Source organism: Kribbella ginsengisoli, from assembly GCF_039537185.1.
Taxonomy (GTDB): domain Bacteria; phylum Actinomycetota; class Actinomycetes; order Propionibacteriales; family Kribbellaceae; genus Kribbella; species Kribbella koreensis.
In genome coordinates this window covers 47703-65964 of sequence record NZ_BAABAA010000019.1, presented here as the reverse complement: position 1 = coordinate 65964, position 18262 = coordinate 47703, and the positions used below count along the sequence as shown (strand labels likewise).

Sequence of the window (18262 nt, the reverse complement as noted above, 5' to 3'; positions counted from 1 at the left end):
GGCTGACCATGCTGCCCACGCTGCGGTGGTCTCGTGCTCCGGGCCCAGGCAGACAGCCTGCCGATCAGCCGGCCCGGAGTCTGCGGGACTGGGCGGTGCGCCGCCGGTTCGTACATGTTCACGGAACGAGCGAGAGCCCGGGCCTTGCAGTCCGTGCGATATGGGCGCAGGGTCGAGAGGGGCGGTTTGACAAAGGGAACGGCATCGTCGTCTGTTCGGAGTCTCGCCCTCGCTAGGGAGCCGAGATGCCAGCATTCACGCGCACTTCGGGCCGTCGACGGACTACGATCCTTGCCGTTTCGCTGTTGATGCTCGCGTCTTCGGCCTGCGGCAGCGATTCGTCGACGACCCCGTCTCCGAGCCTGACTGCCAGCGCTCGGACCTATACGAGCCACGCCTTCTCGATACCGCTCATCGCCACGCTGCCCGATGACCTCAAGGTCGAGGCGGATCCGGACAGCGCCACGCTACTGAGTTGGGACTCGAATCTCGCCGAGAACAACAAGGTCCGCTTCGTGCTGCCCGTCAACGTGTACAAGCCGAAACAGCTCAAGCCGGCCGCGCCTCCTCAGGACTACCTGACCTACCTTCGGGGACTCACCGCGCAAGGCGTGACACTTACGGACGAGGTGACGACAACCGTCGACGGCCACAACGCGACCGTCATGACGGGCGATGCTGCGGGGCCGCTCGACGGGGTCCTCGGGTGCCCGGAGGCCAACATGCCGGCCGACGACTGTTTCGGACTCCAGCCTGATCTCACCCTGCGCATCGCCGTGATCGACGTCAGCGGGAAGACCTTGCTCGCGTGGGCTCGGGCGGAGAAGGGCGCCGTCGACGTGGCGACCTTCTTCACCGAGTTCGAGACGATGCTCAAGGGAGTGAAATTCACCTGACGACGACATGAATCAGCCGGGGTCCGATCTTCAGGACCTGGTCACCCGTGCTGCGTGCCATCGCCGTTTGCCGTGAAGGCGCTGCTGTATCGATTGCGACTGCTCTTGACGGACCGTGTTGGCCTGGTCAGACTATCGGGACTGTTAGCGCTAACAATCCTGGTGAGGTTGCGATGCAGATCAGTATGCGCTCGTTCCTGGTGGTCGCCGCGGCGCTCTTCGCCGTGCTTGGTGGGCAGATCGTGCCGGCGACAGCAGTCGCCGGCGTCACGTTGACAGACCAGGTGAAGGCTGACGACGCCGCGGCGGCGCTGGCCGTCGTGCACGCCGACGATGTTCGCGGCAACCTGAGCTTGCCGGCGGTTGGTGAGCACGGCGCCGCGGTCAGTTGGGTGTCATCGGCCCCGGCGGTGGTCGACAGCGGCGGCGTGGTCCACCGGCCCGCGCACGGAAGTGGCGATGCCGGCGTCACGCTCACCGCCACGACCGAGGTCGGAACGGCCGAGGCCAGCCGGGAGATCGGCCTCACCGTGCGCGAACTCCCGGCGGCCGAGCCGTACACCGGATATGCGTTCAGCTATTTCACCGGCAACTCGATCGCCGGGGAGAAGATCTACTTCGCCGCCAGCCGTGGCAACACGGCACTCAAGTGGGACGAGCTCAACAACGGCCGGCCCGTGCTCGAGTCCACCAAGGGCACTCTCGGTCTGCGGGACCCGTTCCTGATCCGCTCGCCTGAGGGTGACCGGTTCTTCCTGATCGCGACCGACCTGTCCATCGGCCGCAACGGCGACTGGGATGCCGCGCAACGCCGGGGCAGCCGCTATCTGGAGGTCTGGGAGTCCACCGACCTGGTGACCTGGTCGGAGCAGCGCCATGTCCTGGTATCGCCCGAGACAGCCGGCAACACCTGGGCACCCGAGGCCTACTGGGATGACGAACTTCAGTCCTACGTCGTGTTCTGGGCGTCGAAGCTGTACGCCGCCGACGATCCGGGACACACCGGTTCGACGTACAACCGGATGCTCTATGCAACGACTCGCGACTTCCGGACCTTCAGCGCGCCGGCCATCTGGCAGGACCGGGGCGAGTCGCGGATCGACTCGACGGTGATCAAGGAGAACGGCGCGTACTACCGCTTCACCAAGGACGAGGGTGGCGGCGGCACCGGCTGCTCGGACATCATCCAGGAGAAGTCCTCGTCACTGACCGCGGTCGACCTGCCCGGCCAACCGGCGTGGGCGATGCAGGACTCGTGCATCGGCCGCGACGCCGGTACGTCCGCAGTCGAAGGACCGACCGTCTTCAAGTCCAACCCGGGCGACACGTCCGGCTCCAGGTACAACCTTTTCGTCGACGAGTACGGCGGCCGCGGGTACATCCCGCTCGGCACGAATGATCTCGAGGCGCCGAACTGGCAGGTGCCGGCGACGTACTCGCTGCCGGCCAGCCCGCGCCATGGCACGGTGCTCCCAGTGACCCAGGCCGAGCTCGACCGGCTGCGTAACGGTCTGGTGCTGCCACCCCCGGTGAAGGCGGATGCGAACGGGCTGGTCGCGCACTATCCGTTGAACCAGACCACCGGCGGTACGGCGACCGACGTCACCGGTCACGGGTACGACGGCGTCGTCACCGGTGACGCGTCCTGGGCCGACGGTGCACTCAACCTCGGGGGCACAGATGGTCACGTGAAGCTGCCCGACAACCTGATGACCGGACTCGACGCGATCACCGTCTCGGCCGATGTCTGGATCGATGCCGGCCAGGCGACGCCGTACTTCATCTGGGGACTCGGCAACACCGCGAGCGATATCGGTAACGGCTACCTGTTCACCACCGGCGACGCCTACCGAACGTCGATTGCCACCGGCAACTGGTCGACCGAGCAGACAGCCACCTCGGGCAGCCCCGTACCGCGTGGTGTCTGGAAGGCGCTCACCTACACCCTGACCCCCGACGACATCGCGACGATCTACCTCGACGGCGTGCAGGTCGGCCGGAAGACCGCTGTCACGATCGACCCTGGAGATATCGGCGGCGGCCGTACGACGGCCAACTACATCGGGCGTTCGACCTACACCTCTGACAAGTACCTGAAAGGCAAAGTGCGCGACTTCAGGCTGTACAACCGGGCCTTGTCAGCCGGTGAGGTCAGCGACCAGGACGCCGACCCGCGAGCAGTCATCGGCGTCGAGCTGGCGAGTCTGAAGGTGCCGGCGATCATCGACGACGCCTCCTCCACCGTCACCCTGCCGGTGGTCCCCGGCACCGATCTGAAGAAGCTGGCGCCGGTACTGAAGGTCGTCTCCACCTCCAAGGTGTCGCCGGCCGGGCGGGTCAACCTCTCGAAGCCCAGGACCTACATCGTGACCGCCCAGGACGGAACCGAACGGGCGTGGACGGTCAAGGCCGTCGAGATGCGATCGCCGGTGTTGCCGGGGTACAACGCCGATCCGAACATCGCTCGCTTCGGCGACACCTACTACCTCTACGTGACGACCGACGGAACGGCCGGCTGGGGCGGCAAGGACTTCTACGTCTGGAAGTCGAAGAACCTGGTGGACTGGCAGAGGTCGGCCAAACCGTTCCTGACGCTCGACGGCGCGAACGGCACCGTGCCCTGGGCGAGCGGCAACGCCTGGGCGCCGACCATCATCGAACGGGCCGGCAAGTACTACTTCTACTTCTCCGGGCACAACCCGGCCTACAACCGCAAGACGATCGGCGTCGCGGTGGCGAACAGCCCCGAGGGCCCGTTCACCGCGCAGCCGGCCGCGATGATCCTCAACAACGAGGCGGTCACGTCCGGCCAGGCGATCGATCCGGCCGCGTTCCGCGATCCGGTGACCGGGCGGTACTACCTGTTCTGGGGCAACGGTTCGCCGGTGTACGCCGAGCTGAGCGACGACATGCTGACGATCAAGCCGGAGACACTCAAGCCGATCAGCGGGCTGACGAGTTTCCGCGAGGGGTCCTTCGTCAACTATCGCAAGGGGACGTACTACCTGACGTACTCGATCGACGACACCGGTTCGCCCGACTACCGGGTGGGCTACGCGACGGCGAGCAGCGTCAACGGACCGTGGACCTACCGTGGCGTCATCCTCGAGAAGGATCCGGCGCAGGGCATTCTGGCGACCGGCCATCAGTCGATCATCCAGGTACCGGGCACGGACGACTGGTACATCGCGTACCACCGCTTCGGTATGCCCGGTGGTGACGGTACCCATCGCGAGACCACGATCGACCGCCTGTACTTCGCCGCCGACGGCACGATCACGAAGGTCAAGCCGACCCCGAGCAGCGTCGCCCCACTCCGGATCCATCCCCATCGCTGAACCGGGGGAGGTTCCGGATCGTTGCGGATCTGTACGAATGTGATCGCTGTCTGGTGGCCTGCCGAGGCACGCGGGAGCATGGCCGGATGACCCTTGCCGAGCGCTGGCACGCACTCGACCCGGCGACCAAGAGGGAGGCTCTCGACCTGGCACGGGATCGTGCAGGTGTCCCCGACCTCGGGCAGCGCGGGGTCTGGGAATCACGGCCCCCGACTGCCTCGGCCGCGGTGCTGGACCGTGCCGCGGGGGATCGTTCGCGGCCGTGGCCCCGGCTGCTGCTGTCGGACTTCGCCCGGTACTGGCGTGACGGAGTACGGACGGCGTACGAAGGTCCGGCGGGGGAGTTGCGGCAGCGAACCAGTACGGCGGTGCTCGCGGCTGTCCTGACCGGAGACCAGCAGGATGTCGACGAGGCCGCCGACGGACTGTTGCTGCTCTGCGAGCAGACGACCTGGTGCTGGGCAGCTCACGAGTCGTTCGCGGCAGCGCGAGGAGAGGTCGTGGCGGATACCGGTGCGCCGTACCTCGATCTGGGCGCCGCCGAGACCGTGGAGATCCTGGCGTGGGCCGATCTCGTGCTCGGCCCGGCACTGGATGCACGCGTGCCGGGTCTTCGCCGACGCCTGCGGGAGGAGGCCGAGCGGCGGGTACTGCGGCCGTTCGTCGAGGACCGTCGCTGGCACTGGCTCGGACTCGACGGACACCTGCACAACTGGAACCCGTGGATCCACGGGCATGTACTGGTCGCCGCGCTGTTCCTGGACACCGATCCGGTACGCCGTACGCAGGTGGTCGAGCTCGTTGTCGACGGTCTCGACCGCTACCTCCGGGCGCTCCCGGCCGACGGCGGGTGCGATGAGGGCTACGCATACTGGTGGAACGGACCGGCGCGACTGGCCAGCGCGTTGGAACTCCTCGACCGGATCACCCTCGGCGCCTTCGATCCTTGGCAGTGCGCGCCGCTAGAGGAACTGGCCCGGTACCCCCAGCGGATGACGTTGGGCGCCGGCTGGTTCGTGAACGTCGGCGACGGACCGGCCAGGCCCGCACCTGACCAGCCGTGGGACGTGTTGCACCGCTGGGGCCGCCGGATCGGTGACGGGGACGTCATGGCCCAGGCGGCCGCACACCGTGACGAGCTGCGGTTCGTGGCTGGTCTGGGACGAGCGTTGGTAGCACTCGCTGATGACGACTGGTGGCGGGCGACCGCCGTACCGCTGCCGCTGCCTCGATCGAGTTGGCTGCCCGAGGTGCAGTTGCTGGTAGCCCGGCAAGACGGCGGCTCCACCGCGGGCTGGGCGCTGGCCGTGAAGGGCGGGCACAACGACGAGAACCACAATCACAACGATGTCGGCTCGTTCGTCGCCGCACTCGACGCGACGCCGGTGCTGGTGGACCTGGGGCAGCCGACGTACACGGCGATCTCGTTCTCCGATCGCCGGTACGAGCAGTGGGTGGTCCGCAGCGAGTGGCACAACGTCCCCGTCGTCAACGGTCGCGAACAGCAAGCAGGTCCGCAGTGGCGGGCGACGGACTTCGCCGTCGACAGTCCTGGCGATACCGACCGCGCCGAGCTCGATCTGTCGGACGCCTATCCCAGCGGGAACCTGCGCCGGACGGCGACCTTGGACCGGATCGGTCAGACCGTCCGCATCGTCGACACGTGGCCGCGGGGGACCGAGATCGCCGAGCACTTCGTGATCGCCGGACGACCCGTTGCTCACCAGCCCGGCCGCCTCGTGGTCGAGACCCTTGGCGGCAGCGTCGCGGAACTGCGGTGGGATGGCGGCCTCGGCACCGGCCGGCTGGAGCAGCGATCCGTCGATGACGAACTGCTCCAGCGGGTCTGGGGAGCGGCCGTCCACCGCCTGATCCTTGCAGCGGGCAACAATCATTTCGAACTCACCCTGATCCGAGGACCTCGTTGATGAACGACGCCCGCTTCACCGGCCTCACCCGCGACTCCTGGGCGGCGGTCGCCGACCACCTGCTGCTCTCGCTGCGTGGCTGGGCCTCGCCCGGGCACGCCCGGATCGACCTGCCTGGACAACAGAGTGCGTACGGACCCGACAGCGACTCCTTGGAGGCCTTCGCCCGGTCTTTCCTGCTGGCAGCGATCCGGCTGAAAGGTGACGATGGCAACGACCCGCACGATCTCGCCGGGTGGTACGCCGAGGGCCTGCGGGCCGGGACCGATCCGAGGTCACCGCACGCCTGGCCGCGCCCGGACCAGCTCGGGCAGGCCAAGGTCGAGGCCTGCTCGATCGCGCTCGGGCTGCAGCTGAGCAGGCAGTGGTTGTGGGACCGGCTCGACGACCGTGATCGCGAGCAGATCGTCGCCTGGCTGGCGACCGTGGTCGGCGAGAAGTATCCACCGATCAACTGGGTCTGGTTCCAGATCGTCGTGGAGACGTTCCTCAAGTCGGCCGGCGGACCGTGGTCCCGCGACGACATCGACAGCGGCCTCGCGGTGCACGAGTCGTTGTATCGCGGACACGGCTGGTACGCCGACGGCCCGGAGCGCGCGTTCGACCACTACAACGGCTGGGCGCTGCATGTCTATCCGTTGCTGTGGGCATCGATGGACGCCGGGTTGTGTGATCCCGCGCTGGTGACCCGATGGCGCGAACGGCTGACGGCCTTCCTGGATTCGGCGGTCCACCTGGTCGGCGGCAACGGCGCACCGCTGATCCAGGGCCGGAGCCTGACCTACCGGTTCGCCGCCGCCGCGCCGTTCTGGATCGGTGCGATCACCGGTGCCACCGATCTTGCCCCTGGCCTGCTGCGCCGGACGACGTCGGGCATGCTCAAGTACTTCCTCGACCAGGGCGTCCCCGATCGGCGAGGTCTGCTCACCCTCGGCTGGCACGGCGAATGGCCGGCGATCGCCCAGTCGTACTCCGGCCCGGGATCGCCGTACTGGGCGGTGAAAGGCATGCTCGGCTTGATGCTCCCGGCAAGTCATCCGGTCTGGACCGCGGCCGAGGAGCCCTTGCCCGTCGAGCGTTCCGACTTCACCCGCGAACTCGCAGAGCCCGGCTGGCTGATCAGCGGGACCCGGGCGGACGGGATCGTGCGCGTCGTCAACCACGGCACCGACCACTCGGTCCCGGGCGACGAACGCGCCGACTCACCGTTGTACGCCCGACTGGGGTACTCGACCCACACCATGCCACCGCTGAGTACGCCGTACTGGGCGCAACCGCTCGAGAACAGCGTCAGCATCGTGCACCCCGAGCTCGGCCGGTCGCATCGCAACGGCTTCACGACGACCGGTTCGAACGCGTCGATCGCGGTGACGCACTGGGTGCGGACGACCGATGACACCGGACCGGAGCATGGATCGGGCCGCGGCGGAGGGGTCGTCACCGGGCCGACGGTCGCGATGGTGTCCTCGCTGCGCGGAAGCCACGAGGTGCGGGCCGCACGCATCGATCCGGACGCAGTCGTCGAGCCCGGCCTGCTGCTCGAGATGTCCGGCTGGCCGCTCACTTCCGACACCCCGCCGTCGGCCGTACTCGAAGCGCGGGCCGACGTCCGTGCCGCTGAGTTGCTGTCCTCCGTCGAAGGCCGCATCGGCTTCGACGCGGTCGACGTCCGCCGATCCGACGAGCCGGAGGCCCTGGGCAACCACACCGCGATACCCGTCGTGAGCGCGGCCGCCGTACCGGGTCAGATCTTAGTGGCCATCGTCTCCCTGTCCGGCGGTCGCCCCGAGCCTGTTCCGAGCCTTGCGGTGGATGGCGGCTGTATCCGGGTCACCTGGTCGGATGGCACCGACGAGATCTTGTGCGTATTTCGTTCGCGCCCCTGTTCGGCGTGCTGACAGACTTGCCGGATGGACGAGTCGGTACGGACCAACCAGGCGGTCTGGGACCAGGCGGCGACGAAGTACGTTGACGAGTACGACGAACTCCTGGAGCAGGCCCGCGGTGAGTGGGAACTGTTCCCTCGGGAGCTGGAACTGTTGGGTCCGGTGCTCTCGGCTGCTCCGACCGTCGTGCATTTCCAGAGTGGGCACGGATTGGACGACACTGCACTTGTCCGGGCGGGGGCGCGGACTGTACTGGGGATCGACTACAGCGTGGTCACCGCGGCTGCGGCACAGCGCCGGGCCGTCGAGGTCGGCGCACCGTGTCGGTACGTTGCGGCCGAGGTGCCTGCCGTGCCCGTGCGCGACGCGTGCGTGGACCTTGTGTACACCGGCAAAGGCGCAGTGATCTGGATGCGCGACATCGACGCGTGGGCGCGGGATGCGGCGCGAGTACTGCGGCCGGGCGGCAGTCTCTTCGTGTACGAAGCACATCCGGCGGTACCGCTGTGGACCTGGGACGAGGACGAGCCGCGGATCCGTGCGGACCGTAGCTACTTCGCCGAGTCGCACGTCAACGACAGCTTCCCCGGCAACGGCGCGCGCGAATGGCAGTGGACGCTCGGCCAACTCGTGACTGCCGTCACGCGCGCGGGGCTGCGACTCGACGTGCTGGAGGAGTACGCCGAGCCGTTCTGGCGTCCCGACGACGGATCCGAGGCTGCCGCCTGGTCCGGTCGCCTGCCGAACGCCTATGCCCTGCTGGCTCACAAGTAAGGCGCCGAAGGCGGCAGGGCGGTCAGTGCGGCATCGATGAATCGCGGATGACCAGCTCGGGCACGATCAGGACGCGTTGCGGCGGGCGGCGGCGGCCTTCGGTCAGACGGGCGACCATCTGCTCGACCGCGGTCCGGCCGACCATGGACTTCGGCGGACGGATCGCGGTCAGGGCCGGCTCGGCCAGGTGGGCGATCTCGTCGTCGTAGGCGACGATCGCCAGTTGGTCCGGGATCGCGATGTCCTGCTCGGCGCAGTACTGGGCGACTGCCATCGCGTCGGGGTCGGAGTGCACGACGAGCGCCGTCGTGCCGGCGGTCCGGCAGCGCTCGAGTACCTGGGCGATGATGTCGCGGTGCCCCGGCTGGTCCATGTTCACGGACTCGCGAATCACCAGGCCGGCCGGGATCGCGAGATCGGCACACACGAGATTCCAGCCGGCCGCCAGATGGGCCGAGGTCGGACTTCCTTTCGACAGCAGTAGCGCCAGGTTGCGGTGACCCTGGGCGTGCAGGTGCCGGACAGCCAGCTCGACCCCCAGGGCGTGATCACTGCGGACCCATTCGACCTGGTACTTCGTGGGTGTCCAGCGCGGCGGCTGCCGCTCGACCAGGATCACCGGTACCGGGAGCCGGGCCATCCAGTCGATCATCTCGTCGACGGCGGCTCCCTCCAGGTTCGGCGCGAGCAGCAGGCCCTGGACCTGCTGCGCCTCGATCAACCGGGTGATCTGCCGGCGGTCCTCGGCCCAGTCGTAGCTCGATCCGCGCAGCTGGATCGCCACTCCCAGTGCGGCGGCGGTCGTCCGCGCCCCGGAGACGATCGGCGGCCAGTAGTAGTCGAGCGAGGGGACCACCATCCCGATGGTGAACCGGGGCGCGGCCGGGCCGCGTCGTCGCGCCGGAGGCGCCAGGTCGGTCGGCAGGGTCGCGCCGCCGTGGACCTTGGTGAGCAGGTTCTGTGAGGCGAGCGCGGCGATGTCGCGCCGGACGGTCAGCTCGCTGACGCCGAGCAGTTCGGCCAGGTCCTTGACCCGGACGGCGCCTTCGCGGCGCAGCTCGTCCATCACGCGTTCGTGCCGCTGCAGGCCGAACAGCCGGTCGTCCGGCATCCGCCAACCTCCGTTGTTCGAGTCTGAACGTTTGTGAATGATCACGGATGAGCCGTAGATGGTCTGAACGTCTGCGTCATCTCATGTTCACATGACCGCAACGGTAACCGCTTACCGCAGTGAGGCGCTGCTCGTGATGAACCGCGAGTCGTTCGACGCTCACTTCGATCGGCCCCGGCTCGATCGGCTCCGCTCGCTGGTGGCGCTGCCCGATCCGATCTGGACCGACGAGCTCGACTCCGCGCGGGCCCGGGCCCGCCTCGCCACCGCCGACCTGATCGTCAGCTCCTGGGGTGTGCCCCGGCTGACAGCCGACCGGTTGGCCGCCGCGCCGCGGCTCAAGGCCGTCTTCCATGCGGCCGGAAGCGTCCGTTCGGTGGCCGACGGCGTCCTGTGGGCCCGGGACATCGTGCTCACCAGCGCGGCCGACGCCAACGCGATCCCGGTCGCCGAGTACACGCTGGCCGCGATCATCCTGGCCGGGAAGAAGGCGCCGTTCCTGGCCGCGGACGCGGCGACGGCGTACCGGGGCTGGGGTCAGTCGCAAGGTTTCGGCGACCTGTCGAACTTCCGGCGCACGATCGGTGTGGTCGGCTTCTCCCGGATCGGGCGCCGGGTCGTCGACCTGCTCCGCGTGCTCGACGGCCCGTCCGTGCTGGTGGCCGATCCGCATGCTGACCCGGCGGAGGTGGAAGCGGCGGGTGCGCGACTGGTCGGTCTCGACGAACTGCTGCCCCGCGTCGACGTGCTCTCCCTGCATGCGCCGGCACTGCCGAGCACGTACCAGATGATCGGCGCCCGGGAACTGGCCGGCCTGCCCGACCGCGCCACCGTGATCAACACCGCGCGGGGAAGCCTGATCGATTCGGCCGCCCTCGCTGCCGAGTGCCGGGCCGGACGGCTGTTCGCGATCCTCGACGTCACCGATCCGGAGCCGCTGCCGGCCGATTCGCCGCTGCGTTCGACCCCCAACGTCATGGTCACCCCGCACATCGCCGGATCCCTCGGCACCGAGATCCATCGGCTCACCGATCACATGCTGGCCGAGCTCACCCGGTGGCTGGCCGGCGAACCGCTCCGGCACCGGATCACGGCCGACCTCTTCCCGCTCACCGCCTGACCGCCACCCACGCAGTACGAAGTACAAGGAGAAACGCCCGTGAAGCGACACCTCGTGACCATCCTGGCCGGTGCGTCCGCGCTGGCCCTGCTGGCCGGCTGCGGAGGCAGTTCGAACGGTCCGGCCGCCGACGGGCCGCAGACCATCAAGGTCGCGCTCTGGAACTACGCCACCACACCGGAGTTCAAGGCAATCATCGACGGCTTCCAGCAGGCCAACCCGCAGATCAAGGTCGAGCCGGTCGACATCCTGGCCGACGACTACGCCGAGAAGGTCACCACGATGCTGGCCGGCGGTGATTCGACCGACGTGCTGACGATGAAGAACGTCATCGACTACGCCCGGTTCGGCACCCGCGGGCAGTTGCTGCCGCTGACCGACCAGGCCAAGGCACTCGACCCCGCGAAGTACTCGGGCCTGAAGGCCTACGAACTCGACGGCAAGTACTTCGCCCTGCCGTATCGCCAGGACTTCTGGGTGCTCTACTACAACAAGACGCTGCTCGAGCAGGCCGGCGTGCCGGAGTCGAAGCTGCAGAACCTGACCTGGGCCGACTACGCCACGCTGGCGAAGAGCCTGACCAAGGGCGATGGCCCGGCCAAGGTGTACGGCGCGTACCAGCACACCTGGCGCTCGGTGGTCGAGGCCACCGCGGCGGCCCAGACCGGCGGTGACCTGCTCGGTGGCGACTACGGCTTCTTCAAGGACCAGTACACGATGACGCTGGATCTGCAGAAGGATGGTGTGCTGTTGCCCTGGGCAACCGCCAGGAGCCAGAAGGTCACGTACAACACGATGTTCTCCACCGGTAAGGCCGCTCTGATGCCGATGGGCACCTGGTACGCCTCGACGCTGCTGGCCGACACGAAGTCGGGCAAGACCAAGGTGGAGTGGGGGATGGCGCCGCTGCCGCAGCGCACCGCGGACGGCAAGGTGACCACCTTCGGTTCGCCGACCGCGTTCGCGGTGAACAAGAACTCCAAGCACGCCGACGCGGCGAAGAAGTTCGTCGAGTGGGCCTCGAGCGAAGCCGGGGCCACCACGGTCGCCAAGGCCGGCGTCACGCCGTCGCTGCAGAGCCAGCAGATCCTCGACACGTACTTCGCCCTGCCGGGGGTGCCCGGCGACGCGGTGGCGAAGAAGGCCTTCAAGCCCGACACCGTGGTGCTCGAGATGCCGGTCGGTGACAAGTCCTCCGACGTCGACCAGATCCTGACCGAGGAGCACGAGCTGATCATGACCGGGCAGAAGTCGCTGGACGACGGCCTGGCCGAGATGGCCAAGCGGGTCAAGAACGAGGTCCGCTGACCGATGACCGCCACCGTGTCCGCACCGCGGCAGGTCCGGCCGCCTGTGCCCGCGCCGCGGCCGGCCCGGCGCCGCAGCCGGACCTGGGTCGGCTGGAGCTTCATCCTGCCGAACTTCATCGGCTTCGCCGCGCTCACGCTGGTGCCGGTGATCGCCTCACTCGCGTTGTCCTTCCTCGACTGGGACTCCTACAGCACCCCTCGCTGGGTCGGCCTGGACAACTTCGAGCGGATGATCCACAACGACACCTTCTGGACCGCACTGAAGAACACGGCGTACTACGCCGTCGGGCACGTACCGCTGACGCTGTGTGCCGCACTCGGCTTCGCGGTGCTGCTGAACCAGAAACTGAAGGGAGCGCGGTTCTTCCGGACCGCGCTGTTCTTCCCGTACATCACCTCGCTGGTCGCGGTCGCCGTCGTCTGGAACATGTTGCTCAGCCCGGAGTCGGGCCCGGTGAACCAGTTCCTGCGGGCCGTCGGCATCGACCACCCGCCGGGCTGGACCACGTCGACCACCTGGGCGATGCCCGCGGTGATCGTGGCCAGCGTGTGGCGTGATCTCGGCTACTACATGATCCTCTATCTCGCCGGCCTGCAGACGATCCCGGCCGAGCTGTACGAGGCCGCCCAGGTGGATGGGGCGAGCGGCTGGCAGCGGTTCCGGCACATCACCGTTCCGGGGCTGCGGCCGACCACCTTCTTCGTGCTGATCATGCTGACCATCTCCAGCTTCAAGGTGTTCGACCTGATCCAGGTGATGACCGAGGGCGGCCCGGGGCGCGCGACGCTGGTGCTGTCCCAGGTCATTTACCGCGAGGGCATCGTCCAGGGACGGTTCGGCTACTCCTCGGCCGTGTCGATGGTGCTGTTCGTCATCGTGCTGACGATCACCGTGGTCCAGTTCCGGTTGCAGCGAAGGAGCGAGCGATGAGCCGGGTACGCCGCACGTCGGCGTACCTGCTGCTGGGGCTGCTCTCGGTGGCGGTGCTGGTGCCGTTCGCCTGGATGGTCTCGTCGTCGCTGAAGGCCGACGCGGACGTCTTCAGCGTGCCGGTCCGGTGGATCCCGGCCGAGTTCCACTGGGGCAACTTCAGCGCGATCTGGGGCCGGATCCCGCTACTCACCTACCTGCGCAACTCGGTGTTCCTCAGCGTCACGATCACCGCCCTGCAGGTGCTCACGGGCAGCTTCGCGGCGTATGGGTTCGCCAAGGTGCGGTTCCCCGGCCGGGACGCGTTGTTCCTCGCCTACATCGCGACGATCGCGGTGCCCTGGCAGGCGTACATGGTGCCGCAGTACGTGATCATGCAGAAGGCGGGCCTGGTGAACACACACCTGTCGCTGATCCTGCTGCAGGCGTTCAGCGCCTTCGGGGTGTTCTTGATGCGGCAGTACTACCTGACCATCCCCGACGAGCTCAGCGAGGCCGCCCGGCTGGACGGGCTGAGCGAGTACGGCATCTGGGCCCGGATCATCCTGCCGTTGTCGAAGCCTGCGCTGGCGAGCCTCGCCCTGCTCACCTTCGTCAACACCTGGAACGACTACATGGGTCCGTTCATCTATCTGACCGACAACAACCTGTGGACGATCCAGCTGGGGCTGCGCTCGTTCGTCGGCCTGTACGACGCGGAGTACGCGATGATCATGACCGGATCGGTGCTGTCCGTGCTGCCGATCCTGGTGATCTTCCTGCTCGGCCAGAAGTACTTCGTGCAGGGCATCGCGACCAGCGGGATGAAGTGATGGCTTCCCCGTTGTCGCGGGTGAACGTCCGGGCGGACGCCTGGGAACTGCTCTGGTCGTTCGCCCACCGGGTCCTGGCGGTCAACTTCGTGCTGGCCGTCGCCGGATCGCCGCTGATGCTTGCCCTCGGCACCGTCGCGACGCCGTGGAAGTACCCGCTCTTCTTCGGCCTGCTGGCCCTTCCACTCGGACCGGCAGCGGCCGCCGCGTTCGGCTATCTCGCCATCGACGACGCCCGTCCTCCGTTGAGCGCCCTGATCCGGTTGGTGTGGGTCACCGGTCGTCGCTCGCTCCTCGTTGCCTCGCTCACGGCAGGGCTGGCGGGAGTTCTGCTGGCCGACCTCAAGGTGCTGGCCGGTGCATTTCCGGCCGCCGCGCCCCTGCTGGTGGTGCTTCTCGTGCTCGTACTCAACGCAGGCCTCACCGGTTTGGTGCTGGCCGGCACCGAGCCGGCGCTACGTCTGCGAGCGCTGCTGCGGCTCGCTGTCTACACCGGCGTCCGCGCCTGGCCGCTCAGCCTGCTCTCACTCGGTGTCCTGACGGCCGTACTGATCATCGTCAGCCAGGTCCCGGTGGCGGGCCTGGCCACCGTCCCGGGGTGTGCCTTGTGGGTCGTGCACACGAACACCAATGCCCAGCTCGCTCGAATCAGGAATCCGCCCGCCCGATGAGGAGAATCCGATGAGGCTGCTCAGACCAGTTCGAATCCTTGCCGTCCTGACCGCCGCGCTCACCCTGCTGGCTCCCACCGCGGTCGCGGCACACACCGAGCGGTACACGTCGTTCCGCCCAGGTGCTCAATGGCTCGACAACAACGGGCAGGTGATCCAGGCCCATGGTGGGCAGATCGTCGCCTCGACCGATGGCGGCGGGAAGCGGGTCTGGTACTGGTACGGCGAGGACCGCAGCAACGGCTACTACGACAGCCCTGGCGTGCACGTGTACTCGTCGTACGACCTCTACAACTGGAAGGACCGCGGGCTCGCGTTGCGGGCGATGAGCTCGCCCGGCCAGTTCGAGAGCGACCCGTACTTCGCCAAGGTCTACAAGCACTACACCCCGGCGCAGAAGGAGGTCGTCTGGCGCGACCTGTCGACCAACAGCGCGCGTACGGACGGTTGGGCGCGGCCGTCGATCCTCGAGCGGCCGAAGGTGATCTACAACAAGTCCACGCGCAAGTGGGTGATGTGGGTGCACTCCGACGGGCCCTCGTCGCCGGCCAGTACGTCGACGTACGCGCGGGCCGAAGCCGGTGTGGCGATCGCGGACTCGCCGATGGGACCGTTCCGCTGGATCGACTCGTACCGGTTGAACCATGTGCCGAGCGATTCCGTGCCCTGGTGCGGCACCGGGTCCTCGTTCGACCCGGCCGGCGGGATGGCGCGGGACATGAACCTGTTCGTGGACGACGACGGCACGGCGTACATCATCTACTCGTCGGAGGAGAACCGGTCGATGTACATCTCCAAGCTCGACCGGGACTACACCTATCTGTCGGCGCGGCCCGAGAACGCCGTACAGGGCAAGGACTTCGTCCGCACACTGGCCTGCAACCAGCGGGAGGCGCCGGCCATGTTCAAGTCCGAGGGCCGGTACTACCTGCTCACTTCGGGTGCGACCGGCTGGGACCCGAACCCGGCCAGGTACGCGACCTCGGACAATGTCCTCGGTCAGTTCACCGACCAGGGCAGCCCGATCAGCGGCCCGGGCGCGGCGACCACCTTCGGCTCGCAGAGCACCAACGTGATCCCGTACGACCAGGAGAACAACAAGTTCGTCTTCATGGCCGACCGCTGGACGCCGAGCGACCTCAAGAACGCTCCGTACGTCTGGATGCCGATGTCCCTGGGCGAGAGCGGCAGCCTGTCGATCGGCCCGGACCAGGAGTGGACGCTGGACGACTTGGCGCCGTACCAGCGGTGGAGTGTAGAGACCCAACTGCCGGACCACACCTGGCTCGGTGACACCAGCACCCTGCCGGCCGAGGTGATGGTGAAGACGGGCTCGCGGTCGACGCAGGTGGCCGTGACCTGGGACGCGGCGAGTGTCGCGCGGCCAGGACCCACCAATCTCCGGGGGACGCTGGCGGACGGACGGACCTTCACCCGGTCGATCGTGGTGATGCCACGTGAGCTGCGGTACGCGGTCAACGCCGGTGGGGTGGCCACCGCTGACTGGCAGATCCTGGCGAAGAACGCCTCATTGCTGAACTCCAGCGCGGAACAGGCGTTGGGAACCGATCCCGTCACCGGGACCGCCTGGGGTTACACGGGTGCGAGTGCACCATCCGGTACTGCGAACGGCGACCTCTACAGCACCTTGCGGTACGCCAAGAACCACGAACCGCTGACCTACACCTTCGGGGGCCTGGAACCGGGGACGTACACCGTGCATGCCGGGTACTTCGATCCCTGGCCGTGGGCCAACCGGGCGGCGCAGGTGACCATCAACCGTGCCGTCGTCGACCAGCAACGCCTGTTCGCCGGCACCAACGAGGCAGCGGCGTACGAAGGTGTCACGGCCGGCGCCGACGGCAAGATCTCCGTCACGATCGCGCCGACCAGGTCGCCCGACATCCAGGTCAGCTGGCTGATGGTCGCCCGCACCGGCTAGCCGGTGCGGTGCGCATCCTCAGAGGTCCAGTTCGATGGTCGCGAACGAGTGCGGCGGGAGGGTCAGCCGCAGCCCTCGATCGTCTTCGGCGATGCCGGTCAACGCCACCGGTACGACGGCTTGCGGATCGGCCATCGAGTTGTGTGCCTGGAGTTCGGGGGCCGTGAGCAACCGTCCGCGGTGGTCGCGGATCGTCGCGCCCCGCAGGTCCAGGACGACCTCGGCGGACGCGGCCGGATCGAGATTGGTGATCGACACCAGGGCATGGTCACCCTTCACGCTGGCCGAGGCCGAGAGCAGCTCCAGGCGCTTGCCGTCGAGTTCGTACGGCGCTTGCCGGTCGACCAGATGGACCGGTACCGACGTCGCGTCGTGATGGCCCTTGTTCATCTCGAAGACGTGGTACGTCGGGGTCAGCACCAGCCCGCCGGTGTCGTCGGTCAGCAGCATCGCCTGCAGGACGTTCACCGTCTGGGCGATGTTGGCCATCACCAGCCGCTCCGCATGCCGGTGGAAGACGTCGAAGTGCAGGCCGGCCACCAGCGCGTCGCGCAGTGCGTTCTGCTGGTACAGGAATCCCGGGTTGGTGCCCGGCTCGACGTCCCACCAGGTGCCCCACTCGTCGAGGACGAGGCCGATCCTGCGCTGCGGGTCGTAGGCGTCCATGACGGTCGAGTGCCCGGTGAGCACGCGGTCGATGTCCTGGGCCTTGATCATGGTCCGGTAGTAGTCGTCGAGGTCGAAGTCGGTCGCGCTGCCCTTGTGTTCCCACGTTCCGGGCACGGTGTAGTAGTGCACCGATACCGCCTGGAAGAGATTCCGCGGTTCGCCGCCGAGGCTGCTGATCGCCTTCATCAGGGCCTCGGTCCAGGCGAGGTCGTGGTCGGAGGCGCCGGCGGCGATCCGGTACAGCTTGTTCCCGTCGTGGTCCTTGCAGAAGGTCGCGTACCGGCGCGCCAGTTCGACGTAGGCCTCGGCGCTCAGATTGCCGCCGCATCCCCAGGCCTCGTTGCCGATTCCCCAGTACGGCACCTTCCAGGCCGCGTCGCGTCCGTTGGCCTGGCGGAGCCGGACCATCGGGCTGTCGCCGTCGCGGGTGAGGTACTCGACCCAGTCGCTCATCTCCTGCACGGTGCCGCTGCCGACATTGCCGTTAACGTACGGCTCGGCGCCGAGCAGTTCGCACAGCGCCATGAACTCGTGGGTACCGAAGTGGTTGTTCTCCACCACGTTTCCCCAGTTGGTGTTGACCATTCCGGGCCGGTCGGCCAGCGGGCCGATGCCGTTCATCCAGTGGTACTCGTCGGCGAAACAGCCACCCGGCCAGCGCAGGTTGGGGATGTTCAGGGCCCGCAACGCCTCGACCACGTCGAGCCGGATGCCGCCCTCGTTCGGCAGACTGGACGATTCGCCGACGTAGAAGCCGTCGTAGACACAGCGGCCGAGATGCTCGGCGAAGTGTCCGTAGAGGTGCCGGCTGATGGTCGGGCCGGGGACGTCGAGGTCGATCACGATCCGCGATTCGGTGGACAAGATGCTTCTC

Annotated in this window: 13 protein-coding genes; 11 read left to right on the top strand and 2 right to left on the bottom strand. The window is 67.8% G+C overall.

Translation table 11 applies throughout. From position 1 onward, the window contains the following. Positions 1-245 precede the first annotated feature (245 nt). The 5 genes from ABD768_RS39180 (at position 246) to ABD768_RS39160 (ending at position 8822) form a co-directional block, all read left to right on the top strand. Positions 246-896, top strand: a complete 651-nt coding sequence (locus ABD768_RS39180) for a hypothetical protein (RefSeq protein WP_344849427.1) — start codon at positions 246-248, stop codon at positions 894-896. 173 nt (positions 897-1069) lie between these two features. Continuing rightward, the gene (locus ABD768_RS39175) at positions 1070-4234 is read left to right on the top strand and encodes a family 43 glycosylhydrolase (RefSeq protein WP_344849425.1); all 3165 of its coding nucleotides are present in this window, start codon (positions 1070-1072) and stop codon (positions 4232-4234) included. 86 nt (positions 4235-4320) lie between these two features. Continuing rightward, the gene (locus ABD768_RS39170) at positions 4321-6162 is read left to right on the top strand and encodes a heparinase II/III domain-containing protein (RefSeq protein ID WP_344849423.1); all 1842 of its coding nucleotides are present in this window, start codon (positions 4321-4323) and stop codon (positions 6160-6162) included. Then, entirely contained in the window at positions 6162-8060 is a 1899-nt protein-coding gene (locus tag ABD768_RS39165) for a DUF2264 domain-containing protein (RefSeq protein WP_344849421.1), read from the top strand. The genes ABD768_RS39170 and ABD768_RS39165 overlap by 1 nt, the downstream gene beginning before the upstream one ends. Before the next feature lie 12 nt (positions 8061-8072). Continuing rightward, on the top strand, positions 8073-8822 hold the full coding sequence (locus ABD768_RS39160) for a class I SAM-dependent methyltransferase (RefSeq protein ID WP_344849419.1): 750 nt from the start codon (positions 8073-8075) through the stop codon (positions 8820-8822). Between the two features lie 22 nt (positions 8823-8844). On the opposite strand, the gene ABD768_RS39155 is transcribed toward ABD768_RS39160, so the two are convergent. After that, a complete protein-coding gene (locus tag ABD768_RS39155) occupies positions 8845-9933 on the bottom strand; it encodes a substrate-binding domain-containing protein (protein ID WP_344849416.1) in 1089 nt (362 codons plus the stop codon). A gap of 91 nt (positions 9934-10024) precedes the next feature. On the opposite strand from ABD768_RS39155, the gene ABD768_RS39150 reads away from it, so the two are divergent. The 6 genes from ABD768_RS39150 to ABD768_RS39125 are packed head-to-tail and all read left to right on the top strand — an operon-like array spanning position 10025 to position 16719. Then, positions 10025-11053 carry a hydroxyacid dehydrogenase gene (locus ABD768_RS39150; protein WP_344849414.1) on the top strand — a complete coding sequence of 343 codons (1029 nt, stop codon included), beginning with the start codon at positions 10025-10027 and terminating at the stop codon, positions 11051-11053. Between the two features lie 39 nt (positions 11054-11092). Further along, on the top strand, positions 11093-12361 hold the full coding sequence (locus ABD768_RS39145; protein ID WP_344849412.1) for an ABC transporter substrate-binding protein: 1269 nt from the start codon (positions 11093-11095) through the stop codon (positions 12359-12361). A 3-nt stretch (positions 12362-12364) separates the two neighbouring features. Further along, positions 12365-13294, top strand: coding sequence for a carbohydrate ABC transporter permease (locus tag ABD768_RS39140; protein ID WP_344849410.1), 930 nt, complete (start codon positions 12365-12367; stop codon positions 13292-13294). Beyond that, positions 13291-14106, top strand: a complete 816-nt coding sequence (locus ABD768_RS39135) for a carbohydrate ABC transporter permease (protein ID WP_328320074.1) — start codon at positions 13291-13293, stop codon at positions 14104-14106. The genes ABD768_RS39140 and ABD768_RS39135 overlap by 4 nt, the downstream gene beginning before the upstream one ends. After that, positions 14106-14777, top strand: a complete 672-nt coding sequence (locus ABD768_RS39130; RefSeq protein WP_344849405.1) for a hypothetical protein — start codon at positions 14106-14108, stop codon at positions 14775-14777. The genes ABD768_RS39135 and ABD768_RS39130 overlap by 1 nt, the downstream gene beginning before the upstream one ends. A gap of 10 nt (positions 14778-14787) precedes the next feature. Next, positions 14788-16719, top strand: coding sequence for a glycoside hydrolase family 43 protein (locus tag ABD768_RS39125; RefSeq protein ID WP_344849403.1), 1932 nt, complete (start codon positions 14788-14790; stop codon positions 16717-16719). A gap of 18 nt (positions 16720-16737) precedes the next feature. Here the strand turns inward: ABD768_RS39125 and ABD768_RS39120 are convergent, their stop codons facing one another. Then, complete coding sequence (locus tag ABD768_RS39120) at positions 16738-18252, bottom strand: alpha-N-arabinofuranosidase (RefSeq protein WP_344849401.1); 1515 nt, start codon at positions 18250-18252, stop codon at positions 16738-16740. Positions 18253-18262 lie beyond the last annotated feature (10 nt).

Coding starts and splice junctions, on each gene's coding strand:
- ABD768_RS39180 (WP_344849427.1), top strand. CDS start 246: ATGCCAGCATTCACGCGCACTTCGGGCCGTCGACGGACTACGATCCTT.
- ABD768_RS39175 (WP_344849425.1), top strand. CDS start 1,070: ATGCAGATCAGTATGCGCTCGTTCCTGGTGGTCGCCGCGGCGCTCTTC.
- ABD768_RS39170 (WP_344849423.1), top strand. CDS start 4,321: ATGACCCTTGCCGAGCGCTGGCACGCACTCGACCCGGCGACCAAGAGG.
- ABD768_RS39165 (WP_344849421.1), top strand. CDS start 6,162: ATGAACGACGCCCGCTTCACCGGCCTCACCCGCGACTCCTGGGCGGCG.
- ABD768_RS39160 (WP_344849419.1), top strand. CDS start 8,073: ATGGACGAGTCGGTACGGACCAACCAGGCGGTCTGGGACCAGGCGGCG.
- ABD768_RS39155 (WP_344849416.1), bottom strand. CDS start 9,933: ATGCCGGACGACCGGCTGTTCGGCCTGCAGCGGCACGAACGCGTGATG.
- ABD768_RS39150 (WP_344849414.1), top strand. CDS start 10,025: ATGACCGCAACGGTAACCGCTTACCGCAGTGAGGCGCTGCTCGTGATG.
- ABD768_RS39140 (WP_344849410.1), top strand. CDS start 12,365: ATGACCGCCACCGTGTCCGCACCGCGGCAGGTCCGGCCGCCTGTGCCC.
- ABD768_RS39135 (WP_328320074.1), top strand. CDS start 13,291: ATGAGCCGGGTACGCCGCACGTCGGCGTACCTGCTGCTGGGGCTGCTC.
- ABD768_RS39130 (WP_344849405.1), top strand. CDS start 14,106: ATGGCTTCCCCGTTGTCGCGGGTGAACGTCCGGGCGGACGCCTGGGAA.
- ABD768_RS39125 (WP_344849403.1), top strand. CDS start 14,788: ATGAGGCTGCTCAGACCAGTTCGAATCCTTGCCGTCCTGACCGCCGCG.